The following is a 16,151-nucleotide window of genomic DNA, read 5'->3' as shown; positions in this document are numbered from 1 at the left end:
CTCAGGCGCGCGCGGCCGCCACGGCTGCGATCAGCGTCCGCTTGAGGTCGGCCTGGCTGAACGGCTTCTGCACGACCGGACGATCGCGGAACGGCTCACGGATGCCGGCGCCGCCGTAGCCCGTCGAGAATACGATGGGCAGGTCGCGCTTCACGATGGCTTCGGCCACCGGATAGATCGGCTCGCCCGCCACGTTGACGTCGAGGATGGCGACCTCGAAACTCTCGTTCTCCGCCATCTCGAGGGCGGTCGACAGACGCGCGGCGGGGCCGACGACGGTGCAACCGAAATCGAGCAGCATGTCTTCGAGCAGCATCGAGATCGCGGCTTCGTCCTCGACGACAAGCACGCGAGCCCCATTGAGAAGGTCTTCGTCCACTTGAGCACTCACGCCGGGGCTTCTTCCCTTCGATCGACTTGGAAATCCGGAACGCCTTCCGCGGAAGGTGTTCAGGGGTTCGCTCCCACCGTGTGCAATCAGGCTCGCAACATGCGAATGATGCAGGGCCTGAGCGAGCCGGCAAGGCCCTTTGAACAGCCCGGCACAGAGCGAGCCGTCGCCCGTTCCGTGGGGCGTGTCAAGCACCTGAACCTCGTCAAAGGCCGTCTGCGGGGCAGCAATGTTACGGTCTGAAACATTTCTGCGCCACCGACTCCTACCGGTAGGCAGCCCCCCCCTGGAATGCCAACAACCTATGTTAACGGGACGGTCCGGGGTGCGAGACTGGACGCGACGGTCCGCGATGGCCTGGCTCGCGCTCTCCGGCGTGCGGGCTCCCGACTCGGCCACGGCCGGGTCTCCCCTCGTGGTCGCCTCGAAGAGCGATACCGAGGGCGCGCTGACCGGCGCCATGATCGCCCAGGTTCTGGAGAAACTGAACCTGCCCGTCCTGCGCAAGCTGGGACTCGGGCCGACCCTGATCGTTCGCAACAGCCTCCTGTCCGGCGAGATCGCGATCTATCCCGAATACACCGGCAACGGCGCCTTCTTCACCGGCACGGAGACCGATCCGATCTGGAAGTCGCCGCAGGGCGCCTACGACACCATCCGGCGGCGCGACGCCGAGCGCGGCCTCGCCTGGCTGACCCGGGCACCGGCCAACAACACGTGGCTGATCGCCGTCAACGGGGACCTGGCACGGCGCGAGCACCTGACCACGATGACCGACTTCGCCGGAGCGGTCCGCCGCGGCCTCATTCGGCTCGCCGCCTCCACCGAGTTCGTGGAGAGTCCGGCGGCCCTGCCGGCCTTCGAGGCGGCCTATGGCTTCGCCCTGCCCTTGAATCGCATCATCAGCCTGCCCGGCGGTGACACGTCCGTCACGGCGCGAGCGGCCGCGCAGGGGATCAGCGGCGTGAATGCCGGGATGGTCTACGGGACCGACGGGGCCCTCGCGGCGCTCGACCTCGTCGTCATGAGCGATCCCCTGGATGCCCAGATCGTCTACGAGGTGGCCCCGGTGATCCGGCAGGCCGACCTCGCCCGCCACCCCGAGATCGCGCCCGCCCTGGCGCGCGTGTTCACCCGCCTCGACGCCGAGACCCTGCGGCGGCTGAACGCGCGCATCACCGTGGACGGCGACGTGGCCGAAGCGGTGGCGGCCCGTTACCTGTCCGAGAACGGGCTGCTGCCGTGACGGCGGGGATATCGGGAAGCGCGCTGCGGACGGTCGGGATCGGGCGCGTCCTCGCGTTGCTCGTCGGCACCGCCTGGCTCGGTGCCCTGGCGCTCGCCCTGACCTGGCTGCCGGTGCTCACCATCGCGCAGAACCGGCTCGCGCTCGGGGATCCACGGACCGGCTCGGAGGCGCTCGGCGCAACCGGCGCCCTGGTTCTCGCAATGAGCGCCCTCGCCATCGCCCTCGTGGTCTCGCGCAAGCGGGCGGCGGCGGCGCTCGCCACGCTTCTGCTTCTCCTGGCCATCCTGGCCTTCGGACAGGGCCTCGGCGCCGGTGCTGCCCGGTCCATCGCCGAACTCCCGCCGGCCGCGCGGGCCAGTCTCGGATCGGGATCCTGGCTCGGCCTGTTCCTCCTCGCCGGCGCCCTCGGCCTCGCGGTTCGGCGGTCTCGCAAACCGGGTTTCGGCCTCGCCATCGGCCTCGGCTTGGGCCTGGCGCTCGTCGTCCTCGGGTGGTCGGGCGCCTTCGATGCCCTCTCGCTCGCGGTCGAGTACGCGGCGCGGCGCGAGACGGTGAACGCGGCGCTCGCGGAGCATCTCGCCCTCGCGGGCGCGTCCCTCATTCTCGCGGGTCTCCTCGCAGTCGGGCTGTCGCTGCTCCCGCAGGGGCTGGTGGCCGTGGTCCTTGGCGGGATTCAAGTCGTGCCCGCCGTGGCCCTCCTCGGGGGAATGGTCGCCGTGATGTCGGGCCTCCTCCGCGCCGTTCCGATCCTGCGGGACCTTGGTCTCTCGGCGCTGGGCCCCGTCCCCCCCATCGTCGCCATCGCCGCCTATCTGGCCCTGCCCCTCTGGCGCGGGCTGACCCTGGCCCTGCGGGCGCCGGACGACGACACCCTGCAGGCTGCCGAGGCCCTCGGCCTCTCGCGGGGACAGGTGCTGGCGCGGGTCCGTCTGCCGATCGGTGCGCCGATCCTCGTCGGGGCCGTGCGGGTGGCGGCCGTGCAGGGCCTCGGCCTCGCCACCCTCGGCGCCCTTGTCGGGGCCGGCGGCCTCGGCCGCATCGTCTTCGACGGGATGGCGCAGTTCGCACCCGACCTGATCCTCCTCGGGGCGATCCCGGTCGTGGTGCTCTCGTTGCTGGCCGAGCGCGGTCTCAGCCGACTGGAGGCCGCCGCGCGGCGGCGGTGGCACGCATGAGCCGGTCGCGACGAACCGCGGCCCTCGGCTTCGCCCTCATGGGCCTCGGCCTCGCTGTGGCCAGTCATCCCAGGGTGGCGAGCTGGATCACCGAGGCCCTGGGGGAGCCGGCGCGGCGTCCCCTGTCGGTGGAGCGCCTCCTCGACCTGGCATGGAAGCACCTCGCCCTGGCCGGAACCGGCCTCACCCTCGTGGCCGTCCTGGGGATCGGCCTCGGCATCCTGATCACGCGCCGCTTCGCAGAACCCTGGCGGCCGTTGATCGATGGACTCGCGGCGGCCGCGCAGGCGGTGCCCCCGGTGGTCGTGGTTGCGCTCGCCCTGCCGATCCTCGGCTTCGGAGGTCCCCCGACGCTGCTCGCCCTCGTCGCCTACGGAATCATGCCGGTCCTGCGGGGGACGGCGGGCGCCATCGCGGGGGTGGCACCGGAGGTCCGCGAGGCCGGACGGGCGATCGGCCTGACCCGGCACCAGATCCTGGTACGGATCGAACTGCCCCTGGCCGCCCCCGATATCGTCGAGACCCTGCGCACCGCCCTGGTGCTCGCCATCGCCACCGCCGCCGTCGGCGCCCTGGCGGGGGCCTCGACCCTCGGCACGCCCATCGTGTCGGGCCTGCAGAACCAGAACACCGTGGCGATGCTCCAGGGCACCGCCGCCACGGCCGCCCTGGCGTTCCTGGCCGACGCCGCGCTGCTGGCCGGCGTCGGCGGGTGGCGCGCTATTCGTCCTTGAACACCACCTGCGCGCCGCGGCTGACGCGGTTAGCGAGGTCGCGCGCATCCCAGTTCGTCAGGCGGATGCAGCCGTGGGATTCGGTCTTGCCCACCTTCTCCGGCTCCGGTGTGCCGTGGATGCCGTAGGAGGGGATCGAGAGATCGATCCAGACCACGCCGACCGGATTGTTGGGGCCGGGCGGGATGGTGAACTTGGTCTTCGCCTTCACGCCGGCGAACTGGTACTTCGGATTGTAGGTGTAGGTCGGCGCGTAGGCGACGCCTTCGACCTTCGCGTCGCCGGACGGGGCCGGCTTCTCCTCGCTGCCGATCGAGGCCGGATAGAACGCGACGAGTTTGCCGTCCCGGTCGAAGGCCCGCACGGCGCGGCTCTCCTTGTCGACCTCGATGCGGGTCACGTCCTTCGCGTCGCGCGCCTCGGGATCGACCGCCTGGGCGTTCGAGCCCTTCGTGTCCGTCGCCTTGCCGGTATCCTTGTTGGACTCCCTCTCGCTGGAATCTCTCTTGCCGGATTCCGTCTTGCCGGATTCCATCTTGCTGGCCTCCTGCGCCTGCTTCTTCGCGGCCTTCTCCTCCGTCGTCGCCTTGCCGGTCTCCAGCGGCTTCACCGCGGCGACCAAGATCACCGTACCGGCCTTGCCGAAATCCGCGTCGGGGTTGAGCGCGCCGAGGAGATCCGGGGCCATGTGGAAGCGCTCGGCCAGCATCTCGCGGGGGCTTGTATAGCCCAGCGCGTCGAGATCGGCCTGCTCCTCCATCTTCGCCGGCATCTTCTCGACGAAGGGCCCCGCCGCATCGGCCTCCGTGACTGTATATTCGGTGAGCACCGGATCACGGCTCGTCGCCTGAAGCGTGTCGGCGAGGTCGGGCGCGATCTCCGTTTCGGCCTTCAGGCCGTTGGCGGAGGCGAAGGCCGCCAAGGCGCCGCGAAGGTTGTCGCCGTCCCGGCCGTCGATGGCGCCGGGCGAGAAATGGGCCCGATCGAGGAGGATTTGCGCCTTCACGAGCGCCGGCTCCGGGCGCTTCGCCCCGCTGCGCTTGGCCGCCTCGCCCTTCGACTCGGCCCTGTCCGTCCTCTTCGCCGCGCCCGTCTTCGGTTCGCCGCCCTGGGCGTCGGCCTTCGCGGCGTCCCCGGTCGGCGCCAGGGCTGCGGATTCCACCGCCTCGCGCGTCAGGGCCGGTCCCTCCGCCTTGTCCTTCGTCTCGGCCTGCGCGCCGCCCGCCAGGGCGACCAGGGCGAGGGCGGCGAGACCGCCGCCGATGCGTGTCGAAGGATACCTGATCACCGAAGAACTCCCGCGCTATCCGCCTGATGGCGCAGGAGTAAGCGCGCGGGGCCGTCCGGCGTTCCGCCCTTCACTGACAGAGGCGGTGGCCGGCATTCCGCTGCCGCTCGTCGAGATGGAGGTGGTTGGCGTGGGCCGCATCCGAGCCCGGGCCGAGGACCGTGCGGAAGAACGCGCAGGCCCGGCCGCGTACGGCGGCCAGGAAGGTCGCCTCCGGCGTTCCCTCCGGCGCGGCCAGCACCGAGAGGGCCCGGCGGTTGGCGAAGGTGAAGCCCATCACGTCGATGCCGTTGGCGAAGCTGTGTTCGCTGAGCTTGGCATCGGGATCGTGGTTCTGGCCCCGGCATTCGTAGGAGGTGCCGATCGTCAGCCCCTTCAGCGGCTGGCCGAGGTCGCGCTCGGCGGCCGCCTGCGCCTCCGTCGCCCAGCGGGCGAGGGATTCGGCGGCTTCGCAGACCAGGGTCACCGGCGGCGCCAGGGCGAGGTCGTCGGCCAGCGCCGTGACCTTCAGGGGCCTGGCTGCCCCGCACTGACCGTTCGCGATGGCCGGCAGAGGCTCGAAGCGTGCGCCGAGGCGCTCCAGGCGACGCCGGCAGGCGCCGTCGTCGACGGGCACCACGGTGATGGCCAGGGCGGGGGCCGAGAGTTCGGCGGGTCGCGGGGGCGGTGCCGGCACTTCCCCGCCGTCCGCGGGCTTCACCGGTTCGGCCTCGCGCGCCTTTGCCGCCTCTGCCGGCGGCGACAGTTCCGCCGGTCGTTCGGGTGGGCGCGGCGCTTCGACCTGGGCCGGCGGGGGGAGCTCGGTTGGGCGCGGCGGGGGCGCCGGCGGCGGCATCGGGATCGCCGTCGCATCCGACGGCACGCCTTTCTCCTGCGCCGAACCGTCGCGCGTGAGGCCGAGTTGGCCGGCGAGGACGAGGATCGCGGCTCCGGCAAGGCGACAGGCGGGTCGGTGACGCATCTCGTTTTCCATCTGGTCCGGGGCCCCGGACCGCCGGTAACGGTCGGGAGGCGCTGCGGGTTCGCGCGGGGCCTTTACCGCGTCAACCCAGAGACGAAACCGATGCCGTGTCGCTTGCGGGCGTAGGCCCGCATTTGCGCTTCGCGCCTGGGTGCTTACCTTGCGGCGCGACGCGCGATGAACCGGACGAAGGACTGCGAATGACCACTGGCACGCCCGACGCTTCCCAGGAGATGGCTCACGAGACGACCGCCGCCGCGGCGCGGATCGGCCCCTTCGCCGACCCGGCCTGGTCGACGCCCCACGGCCTGCCGCCGTTCGAGGACATCGTGCCCGCCCATTATCTCCCGGCCTTCGATGCGGCGCTGGCCAGCCACCGGGCCGAGATCGACGCCATCGCGGCCGACACCGCCCCGGCGACCTTCGCCAACACAGTCGCGGCTCTGGAGCGAGCGGGGCACGACCTCGACCGCGTCGCCTCGGTGTTCTTCAACCTGAGTGGAAGCCACACCAACCCCGAGCTGCAGGCGGTCGAGCGGACCATCACCCCGCGCCTGGCCCGCCACGGCAGCGCGATCTACCTCGATGCCGCCCTCTGGGCCCGCATCTCCGCGGTGGATCCCGAGGCCGAGCAGCTCGGACCGGAGGAGCGCCGGGTGCTCGACCGCTACCGGACCCGCTTCCGCCGCTCGGGTGCCGATCTGGCGCCCGAGGCCAAGGATCGGATGGCTGAGATCGCCGCCCGCATGGCCGAGCTCGGCACCAGCTTCAGCCAGAACCTGCTCGCCGACGAGAGCAGTTTCGCCCTGCCCCTGGAGACCGAGGACGATCTTGCCGGGCTGCCGCCCTTCCTGCGCGCGGCAGCGGCGGCGGCGGCCCGGGAGCGGGCCAGCGCGCACGGCCACGTCATCACCCTGTCGCGCTCGCTGATCGAGCCGTTCCTCGTCTTCTCCACGCGCCGGGACCTGCGCGAGAAGGCCTACGACGCCTGGACCCGCCGCGGTGAGAGCGGCGGCGCCACCGACAACCGTGGCCTCATCGCCGAGATCGTCGCGCTGCGGGCCGAGCGGGCCCGACTGCTCGGCTACGACAGCTTCGCCCATTTCAAGCTCTCGGACACGATGGCAGGCTCGCCCGACCGGGCGATGGACCTCCTGCGCAACGTCTGGACGCCGGCGCACCACCAGGCCGCCACCGAGCGGGACCGGCTGCAGGCGCTGGTTCAGGCGGAAGGCCACAACTTCGATCTCGCCAAGCACGACTGGCGTCACTACGCCGAGAAGCTGCGCCGGGCCGAGCACGACCTCGACGAGGGCGAGATCAAGCCGTACCTGCCCCTCGACGGCGTCATCGCGGCGGCCTTCGACACGGCCGAGCGTCTCTTCGGCCTGCGCTTCGCGGAACTGCCCGACGTGCCACGGTATCATCCGGACGTGCGCGCCTGGGCCGTGCGCAACGCGGACGGGTCCGAGGTCGGCCTGTTCCTCGGCGACTACTTCGCCCGCGCCACGAAGCGCAGCGGCGCCTGGATGAGCGCCTTCCGGTCGCAGGAGCGGCTCAACGGCGACATCAAACCGATCATCGTCAACGTGATGAACTTCGCCAAGGCGCCGGACGGCGAGGCCACGCTGCTCTCCTTCGACGATGCCCGGACGCTGTTCCACGAGTTCGGCCATGCCCTGCACGGCCTCCTCTCCGACGTGACCTACCCGCTCCTCGCCGGAACCGCGGTGGCGGGCGACTTCGTCGAGTTGCCGTCGCAGCTCTACGAGCATTGGCTCGAACAGCCGGAGGTGCTGCGCAAGCACGCCCGGCACTACCGCACCGGTGAGCCGATGCCCGAGGACCTGCTGAAGCGCCTGCTCGCGGCCCGGACCTTCAACCAGGGCTTCGCCACCATCGAGTACACCGCCTCGGCGATCGTCGACATGACGCTGCACCTGTCGAGCGCCGGCGAGGACGGGCTCGACGTGGCGGCCTTCGAGGCGGACGCCCTGAAGCGCATCGCCATGCCGGCCGAGATCGCGATGCGGCACCGGACGCCGCATTTCGCGCATATCTTCTCGGGCGACGGCTACGCGGCCGGCTACTACAGCTACCTCTGGTCCGAGGTGCTTGATGCCGACGCCTTCGACGCCTTCCGCGAGGCCGGGGACATCTTCCATCCGGAGACCGCGGCGCGGCTGCGCAAGTACGTGTACGGGGCCGGCAACCTGCGTGATCCGAGCGAGGCCTATACCGCCTTCCGGGGGCGGTTGCCGAGCATCGACCCGCTCCTGCGCCAGCGGGGGCTGGCGGCCTGACGACCCGCCACGCGGGAGACAGGGTAACGGTTTCGTAAAGAAACAGCCTTAACCAATGCTTCCTGCCCCATCAGGAAGCATTGGTCATGACGGATAAGGCCCTCGCGGCATCGGCCGACCCCTCGCCCGACACCCTGCTCAAGCAAGCAATCCTCGGCGCCCGCGCGTCGGCCGAGAAGGCCGCTGCGCCGCCCGTCGCCGGCGGCGCCCCCTGGACCGCGAAGCTCCGCCCCGAGCCGCGTCTCCTCGCCATCGCCGCGGTAAGCCTCGGGCTCGGTGCCCTCATGGGGGCCGGCGCGATGAGCCTCGCAGCCCCGCGCGGGGCGGACGGCAGCGAGACCCTGGCGCAGATCCGCCACCAGATGGAGATCGGCCGCACCGAATCCGAGCGGCAGGTCGAGCGCCTGGCCAAGGGCCTCGCACAACTTCAGGACATTGCGGAGGCCGGCCGCCAGGAGGCCAAGGCGCGCCACACGAATCTCGCCGAGCGCCTCGGCCGCGCAGAGCAGGGCCTCGCCACGAAGCTCGCCGCCACCGGTGACCGCCTCGAGCAGGCGGAGAAGGACCAGAGCGCCCGCCTCGCCGCCCTCACCCTGCAGATCGAGAAGCGCACGGCGGCCCCGGCTCCGCCGCCCGTCGTCGCGCCCCAGGCCGCCAAACCTGCCGCCCCCGAGCCCACCGAGACGGGCGCGCTTCCGGACAAGCCGAAACCGTCACCCGCCGAGGGCTGGGCGGTCCGGGAGGTCTACGATGGGGTGGCGGTCCTGGAGGATCGCAAACGCCGCCTCGTGGAGGTCGGCCCGGGCGACACCGTTCCGGGTGTCGGACGCATCGAGGGCATCGAACGGCGGGGCAAGAGCTGGGTCGTCGTCACCAAGCAGGGCATCATCACGCCGCAGGCGTGGTGAGGCCGGGCCGAGTTCGGCCGACCTGACGAACCGCGGTCAGGACGCCTGGGCCTCGATCTCGGTCTCGGCGTTCCGCACGGGGAAGCGGGGCTCGATCGTCAGGGGATCCGCGATCATCGACCCCCGCGCCGCGCGGTTGCGCCCGTGGGTCAGTGCCCGCGTCTGCGCTTCCGCCGACGGATGCAGGATGGCGGTCAGGAAGGCAAAGCCTTCGAAGTCGGAATCGAGGTTCTTGGCTTCGAACACTGGCATGGCGGTCACCGGACCCGAGGTCCTGAAGGGCCCCCGGAGGGAGCCTCAGGACCCGTCATTGGCAGATAATGGGGACAGCGGCAATAAGTTCCGAAAGCCCACAATTATTTACCGTTAATTCACCTCTGCGCCGGACCGAAGGTTAACGCGGTGCGGCAGCGCACCTGATTACAGTGTTCGCGCATCCTGGTAGATCGCCGCGGGAAGGCCCCGGATGTCGGTCTCGACGGTGAGGAGGTGGCCGGCCAGCGGGTCGTCGGCCGGGTCGCGCCCGCGCAGGGCGGTGGTGATGAACAGGGTCGTCAGATCCGGGCCGCCGAAGGCGCATTTGGTGACGAGCGCGGTGGGCACCGGCAGCACGCGCTCGATCTGCCCCTCCGGATCGAAGCGGGTGATGCGCGATCCGCCGTAATGGCAGACCCAGAGATACCCGGCGGCATCGACCGTCAGGCCGTCCGGCTTGCCCCAATCGGCTTCGAAGGCCGCGAAGGGCTGGGGCGGTCCGATGCGGTCCTCCGCGATGGGATGGACCCGGATCACCCCTTCGGCGGTATCCGCGGTGTAGATCCGGCTGCCGTCGGCCGTCATCACCGGTCCGTTCGACACGGCGACCCGCCCTCCGAAGGCATCGAGGCGCCCACCGTGCCAGCGGTGGAAGGTGCCGGTGGGCTCCGCCTCGGCGTCGTCCATGGTGCTGAAGTAGAGGGCGCCGTCCGGTCCGACATGGCCGCTGTTGAGCCGGTTGCCCGAGCGATGATCGTCGGGCGCCACCAGCGGATCCCGACGGCCGCTCTCCAAGTGAAGCCGCACGACACCGGATTCGAAGCCGGCGAGCACCGTGCCGGGATCTTCCGTGAGAAGCGCGAATCCGAGCTTCTCGTCCTGCGGATAGCGCTGGGTCGCCCCGCTCGCGGGGTCGTAGCGCCAGATCGTCGGTGTCTCGACGTCGACCCAGCTGAGCGTGCCCGAGCGGGCGTCCCAGGTCGCTTCCTCGCCGAGTGCGCAGCGGCAGGGAACGGCGACGCGGGGCGTGTGCGGATGGACGCGCAGGGTCATCGGGTCGGGCTCCGGGCTCGGCAGGGGCTTGAACGGGGGAGCGGCACTCCGCTCCGGCGACGTCGGTCAGGCGACGTCTTCGCGCAGGAGCTCGGTGTTGACCGCGAAGGCCGCCATGGCCCCCTCGGCGGCGGCGACCACGGCGAATTGCACCCGGCGGGAGGCGTCCCCGGCGACGAACAGGCCGGGCACGTTGGTGGTCTCGTACTCGCCCGTCGGCACCACGCCCTTTCGGGTCAGGTCGCAGCCGAGCTGCGTGATGAGGTCGGACGGCTCGCACGGCATCGTCATCAGGAACACCGCGTGGCAGGGCAGACTGGTGCCGTCCGCGAAGGTGAGGCGCTGCGGTTGGCGGCCGTCGCCGTCAAGGCGCCGAATCGGCGTCTCGACGATGCGGACGCCGTGGCGGGCGAGACGCGCGCGATCGTGGTCGGAGAGAACGGTCGGCTGCGCATCGGTGCAGAGGGTGACGTCGTCGCTCCAGACGGTCAACTCGAGGGCCATGCCCTTGGCCGCATCGCCATGGGCATAGACGACGAGGGGCCGGTCTCGATTCTCGTAGCCGTCGCAATAGGGGCAGGAATGGACCCCGTGGCCCCAGTAGAGGTCGAAGCCCTCCACCGAGGGCAGGGCCTGATGCAGGCCCGTCGCTAACACCAGCTTGCGCGTCGTCTCGTGACTGCCGTCGGCCAGGGTGACGCAGAAGCCTTCGTCGCAGCCCCGGGCCTGGGTGACCTCGACCGCGCGGCGCTCCACCGTGGGATAGCGGTCCAGATCGGCCTCGGCCCGGGCCCGTAGCTCCAAGGGCGGCGTGCCGTCTCGAGTGAAGACCCCCCAGCTCCGCGGTGTGACCGCGTTGCGGGGCTGGCCGGCATCGCAGAGGAGCACGTCGCGGCGGCAGCGTCCGAGGATGAGCGCCGCGTTGAGGCCCGCCGGACCGCCGCCGACGATGATGACGTCGCGCATATCGCCCGCTCCCCGGCCTGACCTGTCCGAAGATCAACGGTCGGACACGGGGGGAGGTTCGGTGAAGGCCCCCCGGAACAGGAAAAAGGGCGCTCGCGCGCCCTCGTTCCGTTCCCCAGGGCCAACGCGCGCCTCAGGCGGCGGTCGGAGCCTTCACGGGGATGCCCTTCTCGGACAGGAACTGCTGCAGCTCGCCCGATTGGAACATCTCGCGGGTGATGTCGCAGCCGCCGACGAACTCGCCCTTCACGTAGATCTGCGGAATGGTCGGCCAGTTGGAGAAGGCCTTGATCCCGTCCCGGACCGCCGCATCGTCGAGGACGTTGACGCCCTTGAACGGCACTTCCAGGTAATTGAGGATCTGGACGACTTGGCCCGAGAAACCGCACATCGGAAACTGTGGCGTGCCCTTCATGAAGACGACCACGTCCTGGGACTTGATCTCGTTCTCGATCGCGGTGTTGACGTCGCTCATGGGAGTCCTCGTTCGTCTCGGGTCGTGGAAGCTCGCGCTTGAGTTCAGGATTCCGGCGCGGATTTCAAGGCCGTCGATCCTGCGATCCGCCGCAGTGCCGCATCCAGATCACACGGAAGCACGAGAAGTTCGTCCGGACCGAGTGGGCATTGCGCCGGCAGGTTCGGAATCAAGGTATCGCCGTAGCGCCTCAGGCTCAACTTCGCCAGGGCCTGCGCAGATGACCAGATCTTATCCCAGTCCAGGCGTTGCCGCATGGAGCGCTCGTATCGATTCATCGCCGTGATCTGGAACGTCCCGGCTTCCTGGTACCAGTGGTCGAGGGCTGCCGCGTCCGGCGCGGACAACCGCTTCAGCAGATGCGCCAAAGTCTGTGCCAGCAGGCTCTCCACGGCCTGGACCTGGGATCGACCCACGCTCTCGATCTCCTCGGCGACGTTCTCCCAATCCAGGATGTTCGACAGGTCCGGCCGACGCGCGAGAGCGCGCAGGGTCGAGGCCTGCTGCTCGGCCCAGGTCACGATGTCGTCGTCGTAGAGGCTCGGCTGGTCCATACGGTCCGCCTCCGGGGAGACCTCAATCCTGCGGGACGCCCGTGGTGAGCGCAAGGGCGTGCAGCACGCCCCCCATCCGGCCCTGCAGCGCGCCGTAGACCATCTGGTGCTGCGCGACGCGGGTCTTGCCCTTGAAGGCGGTGGACAGGACCGTGGCGGCGTAGTGGTCTCCGTCGCCGGCCAGATCCTTGATCTCGATCCGGGCGTCGGGCAGCGCCTCACGGATCATCGCCTCGATCTCGCGCGCATCCATCGGCATCGGGTTGGCTCCTGACGGTCGGAAAGGGGGGGCTTCAGGCTGGGACGCCCGCCGGTTGGCTCGCCATGTAGGCCGGCAGCCAGCCCTCGTGGGTCTCGCGCAAGGTGGCCACCGATATGGTCTCGCCGTGCGGCAGGGTCAAATGGTCGTTGCCCGTCACGCCGATCACGGCCGCCGGGATGCCCTGGGCCGAGGCGCTGTAGAGCAGGTCCGGTGCGGTCTCGGGGTCGACGGCCAGGAGGTATCGAGCCTGGTCCTCGCCGAACAGGTAGGCATGGGTCGCCAGGCCCTGGGGCACCTCGGGGAGGGCGGCGCCGATGCCGCCCGCCATCGCCATTTCGGCCAGCGCCACGGCGAGGCCGCCGTCGGACAGGTCGTGGACGGTGTCGACGAGACCCGACGTGATCAGCCCGCGCACGAAGTCGCCGTTGCGGCGTTCGACGGCGAGGTCGACCGGGGGCGGAGCCCCTTCCTCGCGCCCGGCGATCACCGAGAGGTAGACAGACTGGCCGAGCCAGCCGGCGGTCTCGCCGATCAGCACCAGGACGTCGCCGGCGCGCTTGAGGTCGAGGGTGGCGTGGCGCGTGACGTCGTCGAGGACGCCGACGCCGCCGATGGTGGGGGTCGGCAGGATGCCGACGCCGTTGGTCTCGTTGTAGAGCGAGACGTTGCCGGAGACGACGGGGAAGTCGAGGGCCCTGCAGGCCTCGCCGATGCCCTTCAGGCAGCCGACGAGCTGGCCCATCACCTCGGGCTTCTCCGGGTTGCCGAAGTTCAGGTTGTCGGTGATGGCCAGCGGCCGTCCGCCGACCGCCGTGATGTTGCGCCAGGCCTCGGCCACGGCCTGCTTGCCGCCCTCCATCGGATCGGCCTCGCAGTAGCGCGGGGTAACGTCGGCGGTCATGGCGAGACCGCGCGGACCGTCCTCGACCCGCACGATGGCCGCGTCGCCGCCCGGCTTCTGCACGGTGTTGCCGCCGATGAAGTGGTCGTACTGCTCGTAGACCCAGCGCTTCGACGAGAGGTCGGGCGAGCCCACCAGGCGCTTCAGGGCCTCGGCGCTGCCCACGGTCTCGGGCACGTCGGGGGCGGCGAGCACCGGCTGGTGCGTGTTGGCGATGTGGGGCCGGTCGTAGAGGGGCGCCTCGTCGCCGAGCTCCTTGATCGGCAGGTCGGCCATGACGACGCCGTCATGCTTCACGACGAAGCGCAGCGTGTCGGTGGTGTGCCCGATGATCGCGAAGTCGAGGCCCCACTTCACGAAGATCGCCTCGGCCTCGGCCTCCATGCCGGGCTTGAGCACCATGAGCATCCGCTCCTGGCTCTCGGAGAGCATCATCTCGTAGGCGGTCATGCCGGCCTCGCGGGCCGGCACCTTCTCGATGTGGAGCTCGACGCCGAGGTCGCCCTTGGCGCCCATCTCGACGGCCGAGCAGGTGAGGCCGGCGGCCCCCATGTCCTGGATCGCGATCACGGCGCCCGAGGCCATCAGCTCGAGGCAGGCCTCCAGCAGCAGCTTCTCGGCGAAGGGGTCGCCCACCTGCACGGTGGGGCGCTTCGACTCGGAGGCGTCGTCGAATTCCGCCGACGCCATGGTGGCGCCGTGGATGCCGTCGCGGCCGGTCTTCGAGCCGAGATAGACGATCGGATTGCCCACGCCGGTGGCCGCCGCGTAGAAGATGCCGTCGGTGCGGGCGAGGCCCACCGCCATGGCGTTGACGAGGATGTTGCCGTCGTAGCGCGGGTGGAAGCCCATGGCGCCGCCCACCGTCGGCACGCCGAAGGAATTGCCGTAGCCGCCAATGCCCGCGACCACGCCGGAGACGAGGTGGCGGGTGCGCGGATGATCCGGCGAGCCGAAGCGGAGGGCGTTCAGGGCGGCGATCGGGCGCGCGCCCATGGTGAACACGTCGCGCAGGATGCCGCCGACGCCGGTCGTCGCGCCCTGGTAGGGCTCGATGAAGCTCGGGTGGTTGTGGCTCTCCATCTTGAAGACGCAGGCGAGCCCGTCGCCGATGTCGATCACGCCGGCATTCTCACCCGGGCCCTGGATCACCCAGGGCGCCGAGGTCGGCAGGCCGCGCAGGTGCTTGCGGGACGACTTGTAGGAGCAGTGCTCGTTCCACATCGCCGAGACGATGCCGAGCTCGGTCAAGGTCGGGTCGCGCCCGATCAGGCCACGGAAGCGCGCGTACTCGTCCGGCGTCAGGCCGTGCTGGCGGACCAGTTCGGGGGTGATCGGAACATCGTTGCGGAACATGCGACCCTCTCGGCACCGCCCCCGTCCGGGTCCGGCCGTGCGTGACGGCTCTAAAGCGGAACGCCGCGCCGTGGCAACACGCGATCGTGGCGCGAGCGCGATCCGCGGCCCTAATCCTCCGGGCTTTCGGCGATGAAACGCCCCTTGGGCTGCTCCTTCACGTCGCGCCACCGCCGGATCAGCGCATGGACGGGTTCGGGGCCGGCCACGAAGGCGACGTAGTCGAAGGCCTCCGGGTCGCGGCTCGACATGAGCAGCTGGAAGTGCATCCGGAACAGGTTCCACTTGCGCCGGGCGATGATGCGCGTCTCGATCAGATCCTCGATCCGGACGTGAATCTCGACGGGGCGATGGGCCAGGGGCGCCGGAAGCTTCGAGGCGCTGAGCGGATTGCGCTGGTGGACCGAGAGCCAGTCCCACTTGGCCCGGACGTCGAGCCAGCGGATCGCGTCGCTCGCCGCCACCCGGGCGAGGGCGCCGCGGGTCTCGGTGGCGCGGGGATCGAGGGTGATCCACGGGATGACGCTGCCGATGCTCACGAAGGAGACCGGCGTACCGCGCCGGCCGAATTCGGGATCGGCGACGAGCACCCGGTCGAGCGCCTCGAGACCGAGGAAGCTCGATGAGGAATGGCCGATGACCACGATCTCGGAGGCCTGGCCCTCCGCGCCCCGGATGATCGACGCGAAGGCGTCGAGCCGGGCGCGCATCCGGGTGTCGGCGCCGCTGGCGTGATCGTGGGTGAAGGCGGTGTCGTCGACGAGGTGCGCCACGTAGAAAGGTTTGCCGCGGGTCGCCCGCATGAGCAGCGCGAGGAGCCCGTAGGCCAGCACGGGCACCGCCAGGAGCCCCCAGATCCCGGACAGGCCAGGCACCAGGGCGACGGCAGCCGACGCGAGGCCGAGGCTCAGGACGACGAGGAACAGGTAGATCAGGTGCACGCCGACGATGATCCGGGCGAAGCGACGGGCCTCACGCCGGAAGGGAGCGACGTAGCCCGACCGGATCAGGCGCCACCACAGGGCCGGCACCTCGAGCAGACGGCGTCCGTTGGTGCGGGGGAACCGGGCCGCGACGATGTCGTCCCAACGCAGGAGGGTGTAGTGCGTCGTGTGTCCGTCGAGATCCACGCGCCAGTCGACGGCCAGCCCGTCCGCGCTCCGCTCTGGATCGCCCACCGTGATCGCCAGTCCGCGCCGGACGGCCGTGAGCCGGGCTTCCCGCCGGAACAGACCCCAATAGGTCTCGGGTTCGCGGGGATCGAAGCCCGGCATGTAGAAGACCTGACGGGCAGCCGGTGCGGGCGGTTCTGAAGGCGTG

At 70.5% G+C, this 16,151-nt stretch carries 16 protein-coding genes; 5 read left to right on the top strand and 11 right to left on the bottom strand.

From position 1 onward, the window contains the following. Position 1 precedes the first annotated feature (1 nt). Entirely contained in the window at positions 2–391 is a 390-nt protein-coding gene (locus tag ASF18_RS09920; RefSeq protein WP_056222745.1) for a response regulator, read from the bottom strand. Between the two features lie 352 nt (positions 392–743). On the opposite strand from ASF18_RS09920, the gene ASF18_RS09915 reads away from it, so the two are divergent. From ASF18_RS09915 to ASF18_RS09905, 3 genes are read left to right on the top strand one after another with little or no spacing between them, the layout of a single operon-like run. Further along, entirely contained in the window at positions 744–1,637 is an 894-nt protein-coding gene (locus ASF18_RS09915; RefSeq protein WP_082487363.1) for a glycine betaine ABC transporter substrate-binding protein, read from the top strand. Continuing rightward, a complete protein-coding gene (locus tag ASF18_RS09910; protein WP_244472650.1) occupies positions 1,634–2,815 on the top strand; it encodes an ABC transporter permease subunit in 1,182 nt (393 codons plus the stop codon). The genes ASF18_RS09915 and ASF18_RS09910 overlap by 4 nt, the downstream gene beginning before the upstream one ends. Then, positions 2,812–3,549, top strand: coding sequence for an ABC transporter permease subunit (locus ASF18_RS09905; RefSeq protein ID WP_056351155.1), 738 nt, complete (start codon positions 2,812–2,814; stop codon positions 3,547–3,549). The genes ASF18_RS09910 and ASF18_RS09905 overlap by 4 nt, the downstream gene beginning before the upstream one ends. Here the strand turns inward: ASF18_RS09905 and ASF18_RS24690 are convergent. Together ASF18_RS24690 and ASF18_RS09895 are read right to left on the bottom strand one after the other, a co-directional pair. Continuing rightward, the gene (locus tag ASF18_RS24690; protein WP_244472649.1) at positions 3,536–4,837 is read right to left on the bottom strand and encodes a L,D-transpeptidase; all 1,302 of its coding nucleotides are present in this window, start codon (positions 4,835–4,837) and stop codon (positions 3,536–3,538) included. The two genes, ASF18_RS09905 and ASF18_RS24690, sit on opposite strands and share 14 nt — an antisense overlap. A gap of 70 nt (positions 4,838–4,907) precedes the next feature. After that, on the bottom strand, positions 4,908–5,672 hold the full coding sequence (locus ASF18_RS09895) for an extensin family protein (RefSeq protein WP_156649762.1): 765 nt from the start codon (positions 5,670–5,672) through the stop codon (positions 4,908–4,910). 359 nt (positions 5,673–6,031) lie between these two features. Between ASF18_RS09895 and ASF18_RS09890 the strand changes: the two genes are divergently transcribed. Beyond that, positions 6,032–8,101, top strand: coding sequence for a M3 family metallopeptidase (locus ASF18_RS09890; protein ID WP_056351248.1), 2,070 nt, complete (start codon positions 6,032–6,034; stop codon positions 8,099–8,101). An 86-nt stretch (positions 8,102–8,187) separates the two neighbouring features. Next, the gene (locus ASF18_RS09885; RefSeq protein ID WP_056351153.1) at positions 8,188–9,009 is read left to right on the top strand and encodes a hypothetical protein; all 822 of its coding nucleotides are present in this window, start codon (positions 8,188–8,190) and stop codon (positions 9,007–9,009) included. A 36-nt stretch (positions 9,010–9,045) separates the two neighbouring features. Here the strand turns inward: ASF18_RS09885 and ASF18_RS09880 are convergent, their stop codons facing one another. The 8 genes from ASF18_RS09880 to ASF18_RS09845 all read right to left on the bottom strand — a co-directional run bounded on the left by ASF18_RS09880 (position 9,046) and on the right by ASF18_RS09845 (position 16,105). Continuing rightward, positions 9,046–9,261, bottom strand: a complete 216-nt coding sequence (locus tag ASF18_RS09880) for a hypothetical protein (protein ID WP_056351245.1) — start codon at positions 9,259–9,261, stop codon at positions 9,046–9,048. Between the two features lie 168 nt (positions 9,262–9,429). Further along, the gene (locus tag ASF18_RS09875; protein ID WP_056351151.1) at positions 9,430–10,317 is read right to left on the bottom strand and encodes an SMP-30/gluconolactonase/LRE family protein; all 888 of its coding nucleotides are present in this window, start codon (positions 10,315–10,317) and stop codon (positions 9,430–9,432) included. 66 nt (positions 10,318–10,383) lie between these two features. Beyond that, on the bottom strand, positions 10,384–11,283 hold the full coding sequence (locus ASF18_RS09870; RefSeq protein ID WP_056351148.1) for an NAD(P)/FAD-dependent oxidoreductase: 900 nt from the start codon (positions 11,281–11,283) through the stop codon (positions 10,384–10,386). 133 nt (positions 11,284–11,416) lie between these two features. Next, the gene (gene grxD, locus ASF18_RS09865) at positions 11,417–11,758 is read right to left on the bottom strand and encodes a Grx4 family monothiol glutaredoxin (RefSeq protein ID WP_056222726.1); all 342 of its coding nucleotides are present in this window, start codon (positions 11,756–11,758) and stop codon (positions 11,417–11,419) included. 44 nt (positions 11,759–11,802) lie between these two features. Then, entirely contained in the window at positions 11,803–12,312 is a 510-nt protein-coding gene (locus tag ASF18_RS09860; RefSeq protein WP_056351146.1) for a DUF29 domain-containing protein, read from the bottom strand. A 22-nt stretch (positions 12,313–12,334) separates the two neighbouring features. Beyond that, positions 12,335–12,571 carry a BolA family transcriptional regulator gene (locus ASF18_RS09855; protein ID WP_056222722.1) on the bottom strand — a complete coding sequence of 79 codons (237 nt, stop codon included), beginning with the start codon at positions 12,569–12,571 and terminating at the stop codon, positions 12,335–12,337. A 34-nt stretch (positions 12,572–12,605) separates the two neighbouring features. Then, on the bottom strand, positions 12,606–14,831 hold the full coding sequence (purL, locus tag ASF18_RS09850; RefSeq protein ID WP_056351144.1) for a phosphoribosylformylglycinamidine synthase subunit PurL: 2,226 nt from the start codon (positions 14,829–14,831) through the stop codon (positions 12,606–12,608). Positions 14,832–14,941: 110 nt separating this feature from the next. Further along, positions 14,942–16,105 carry a hypothetical protein gene (locus tag ASF18_RS09845; protein ID WP_056351142.1) on the bottom strand — a complete coding sequence of 388 codons (1,164 nt, stop codon included), beginning with the start codon at positions 16,103–16,105 and terminating at the stop codon, positions 14,942–14,944. Between the last annotated feature and the right edge of the window lie 46 nt (positions 16,106–16,151).

Origin of the sequence: Methylobacterium sp. Leaf89 (assembly GCF_001422215.1) — a bacterium.
Lineage (GTDB): Bacteria > Pseudomonadota > Alphaproteobacteria > Rhizobiales > Beijerinckiaceae > Methylobacterium.
This window is presented reverse-complemented; position numbering and strand designations above follow the sequence as displayed.

Excerpts from the sequence above, each read along its gene's own strand:
- ASF18_RS09870 (WP_056351148.1), bottom strand. The coding sequence starts at position 11,283 with ATGCGCGACGTCATCATCGTCGGCGGCGGTCCGGCGGGCCTCAACGCG.
- grxD (WP_056222726.1), bottom strand. The coding sequence starts at position 11,758 with ATGAGCGACGTCAACACCGCGATCGAGAACGAGATCAAGTCCCAGGAC.
- ASF18_RS09890 (WP_056351248.1), top strand. The coding sequence starts at position 6,032 with ATGGCTCACGAGACGACCGCCGCCGCGGCGCGGATCGGCCCCTTCGCC.
- ASF18_RS09860 (WP_056351146.1), bottom strand. The coding sequence starts at position 12,312 with ATGGACCAGCCGAGCCTCTACGACGACGACATCGTGACCTGGGCCGAG.
- ASF18_RS09905 (WP_056351155.1), top strand. The coding sequence starts at position 2,812 with ATGAGCCGGTCGCGACGAACCGCGGCCCTCGGCTTCGCCCTCATGGGC.
- ASF18_RS09915 (WP_082487363.1), top strand. The coding sequence starts at position 744 with ATGGCCTGGCTCGCGCTCTCCGGCGTGCGGGCTCCCGACTCGGCCACG.
- ASF18_RS09875 (WP_056351151.1), bottom strand. The coding sequence starts at position 10,317 with ATGACCCTGCGCGTCCATCCGCACACGCCCCGCGTCGCCGTTCCCTGC.
- purL (WP_056351144.1), bottom strand. The coding sequence starts at position 14,831 with ATGTTCCGCAACGATGTTCCGATCACCCCCGAACTGGTCCGCCAGCAC.
- ASF18_RS09895 (WP_156649762.1), bottom strand. The coding sequence starts at position 5,672 with ATGCCGCCGCCGGCGCCCCCGCCGCGCCCAACCGAGCTCCCCCCGCCG.
- ASF18_RS09885 (WP_056351153.1), top strand. The coding sequence starts at position 8,188 with ATGACGGATAAGGCCCTCGCGGCATCGGCCGACCCCTCGCCCGACACC.
- ASF18_RS09845 (WP_056351142.1), bottom strand. The coding sequence starts at position 16,105 with ATGCCGGGCTTCGATCCCCGCGAACCCGAGACCTATTGGGGTCTGTTC.
- ASF18_RS09855 (WP_056222722.1), bottom strand. The coding sequence starts at position 12,571 with ATGCCGATGGATGCGCGCGAGATCGAGGCGATGATCCGTGAGGCGCTG.
- ASF18_RS09880 (WP_056351245.1), bottom strand. The coding sequence starts at position 9,261 with ATGCCAGTGTTCGAAGCCAAGAACCTCGATTCCGACTTCGAAGGCTTT.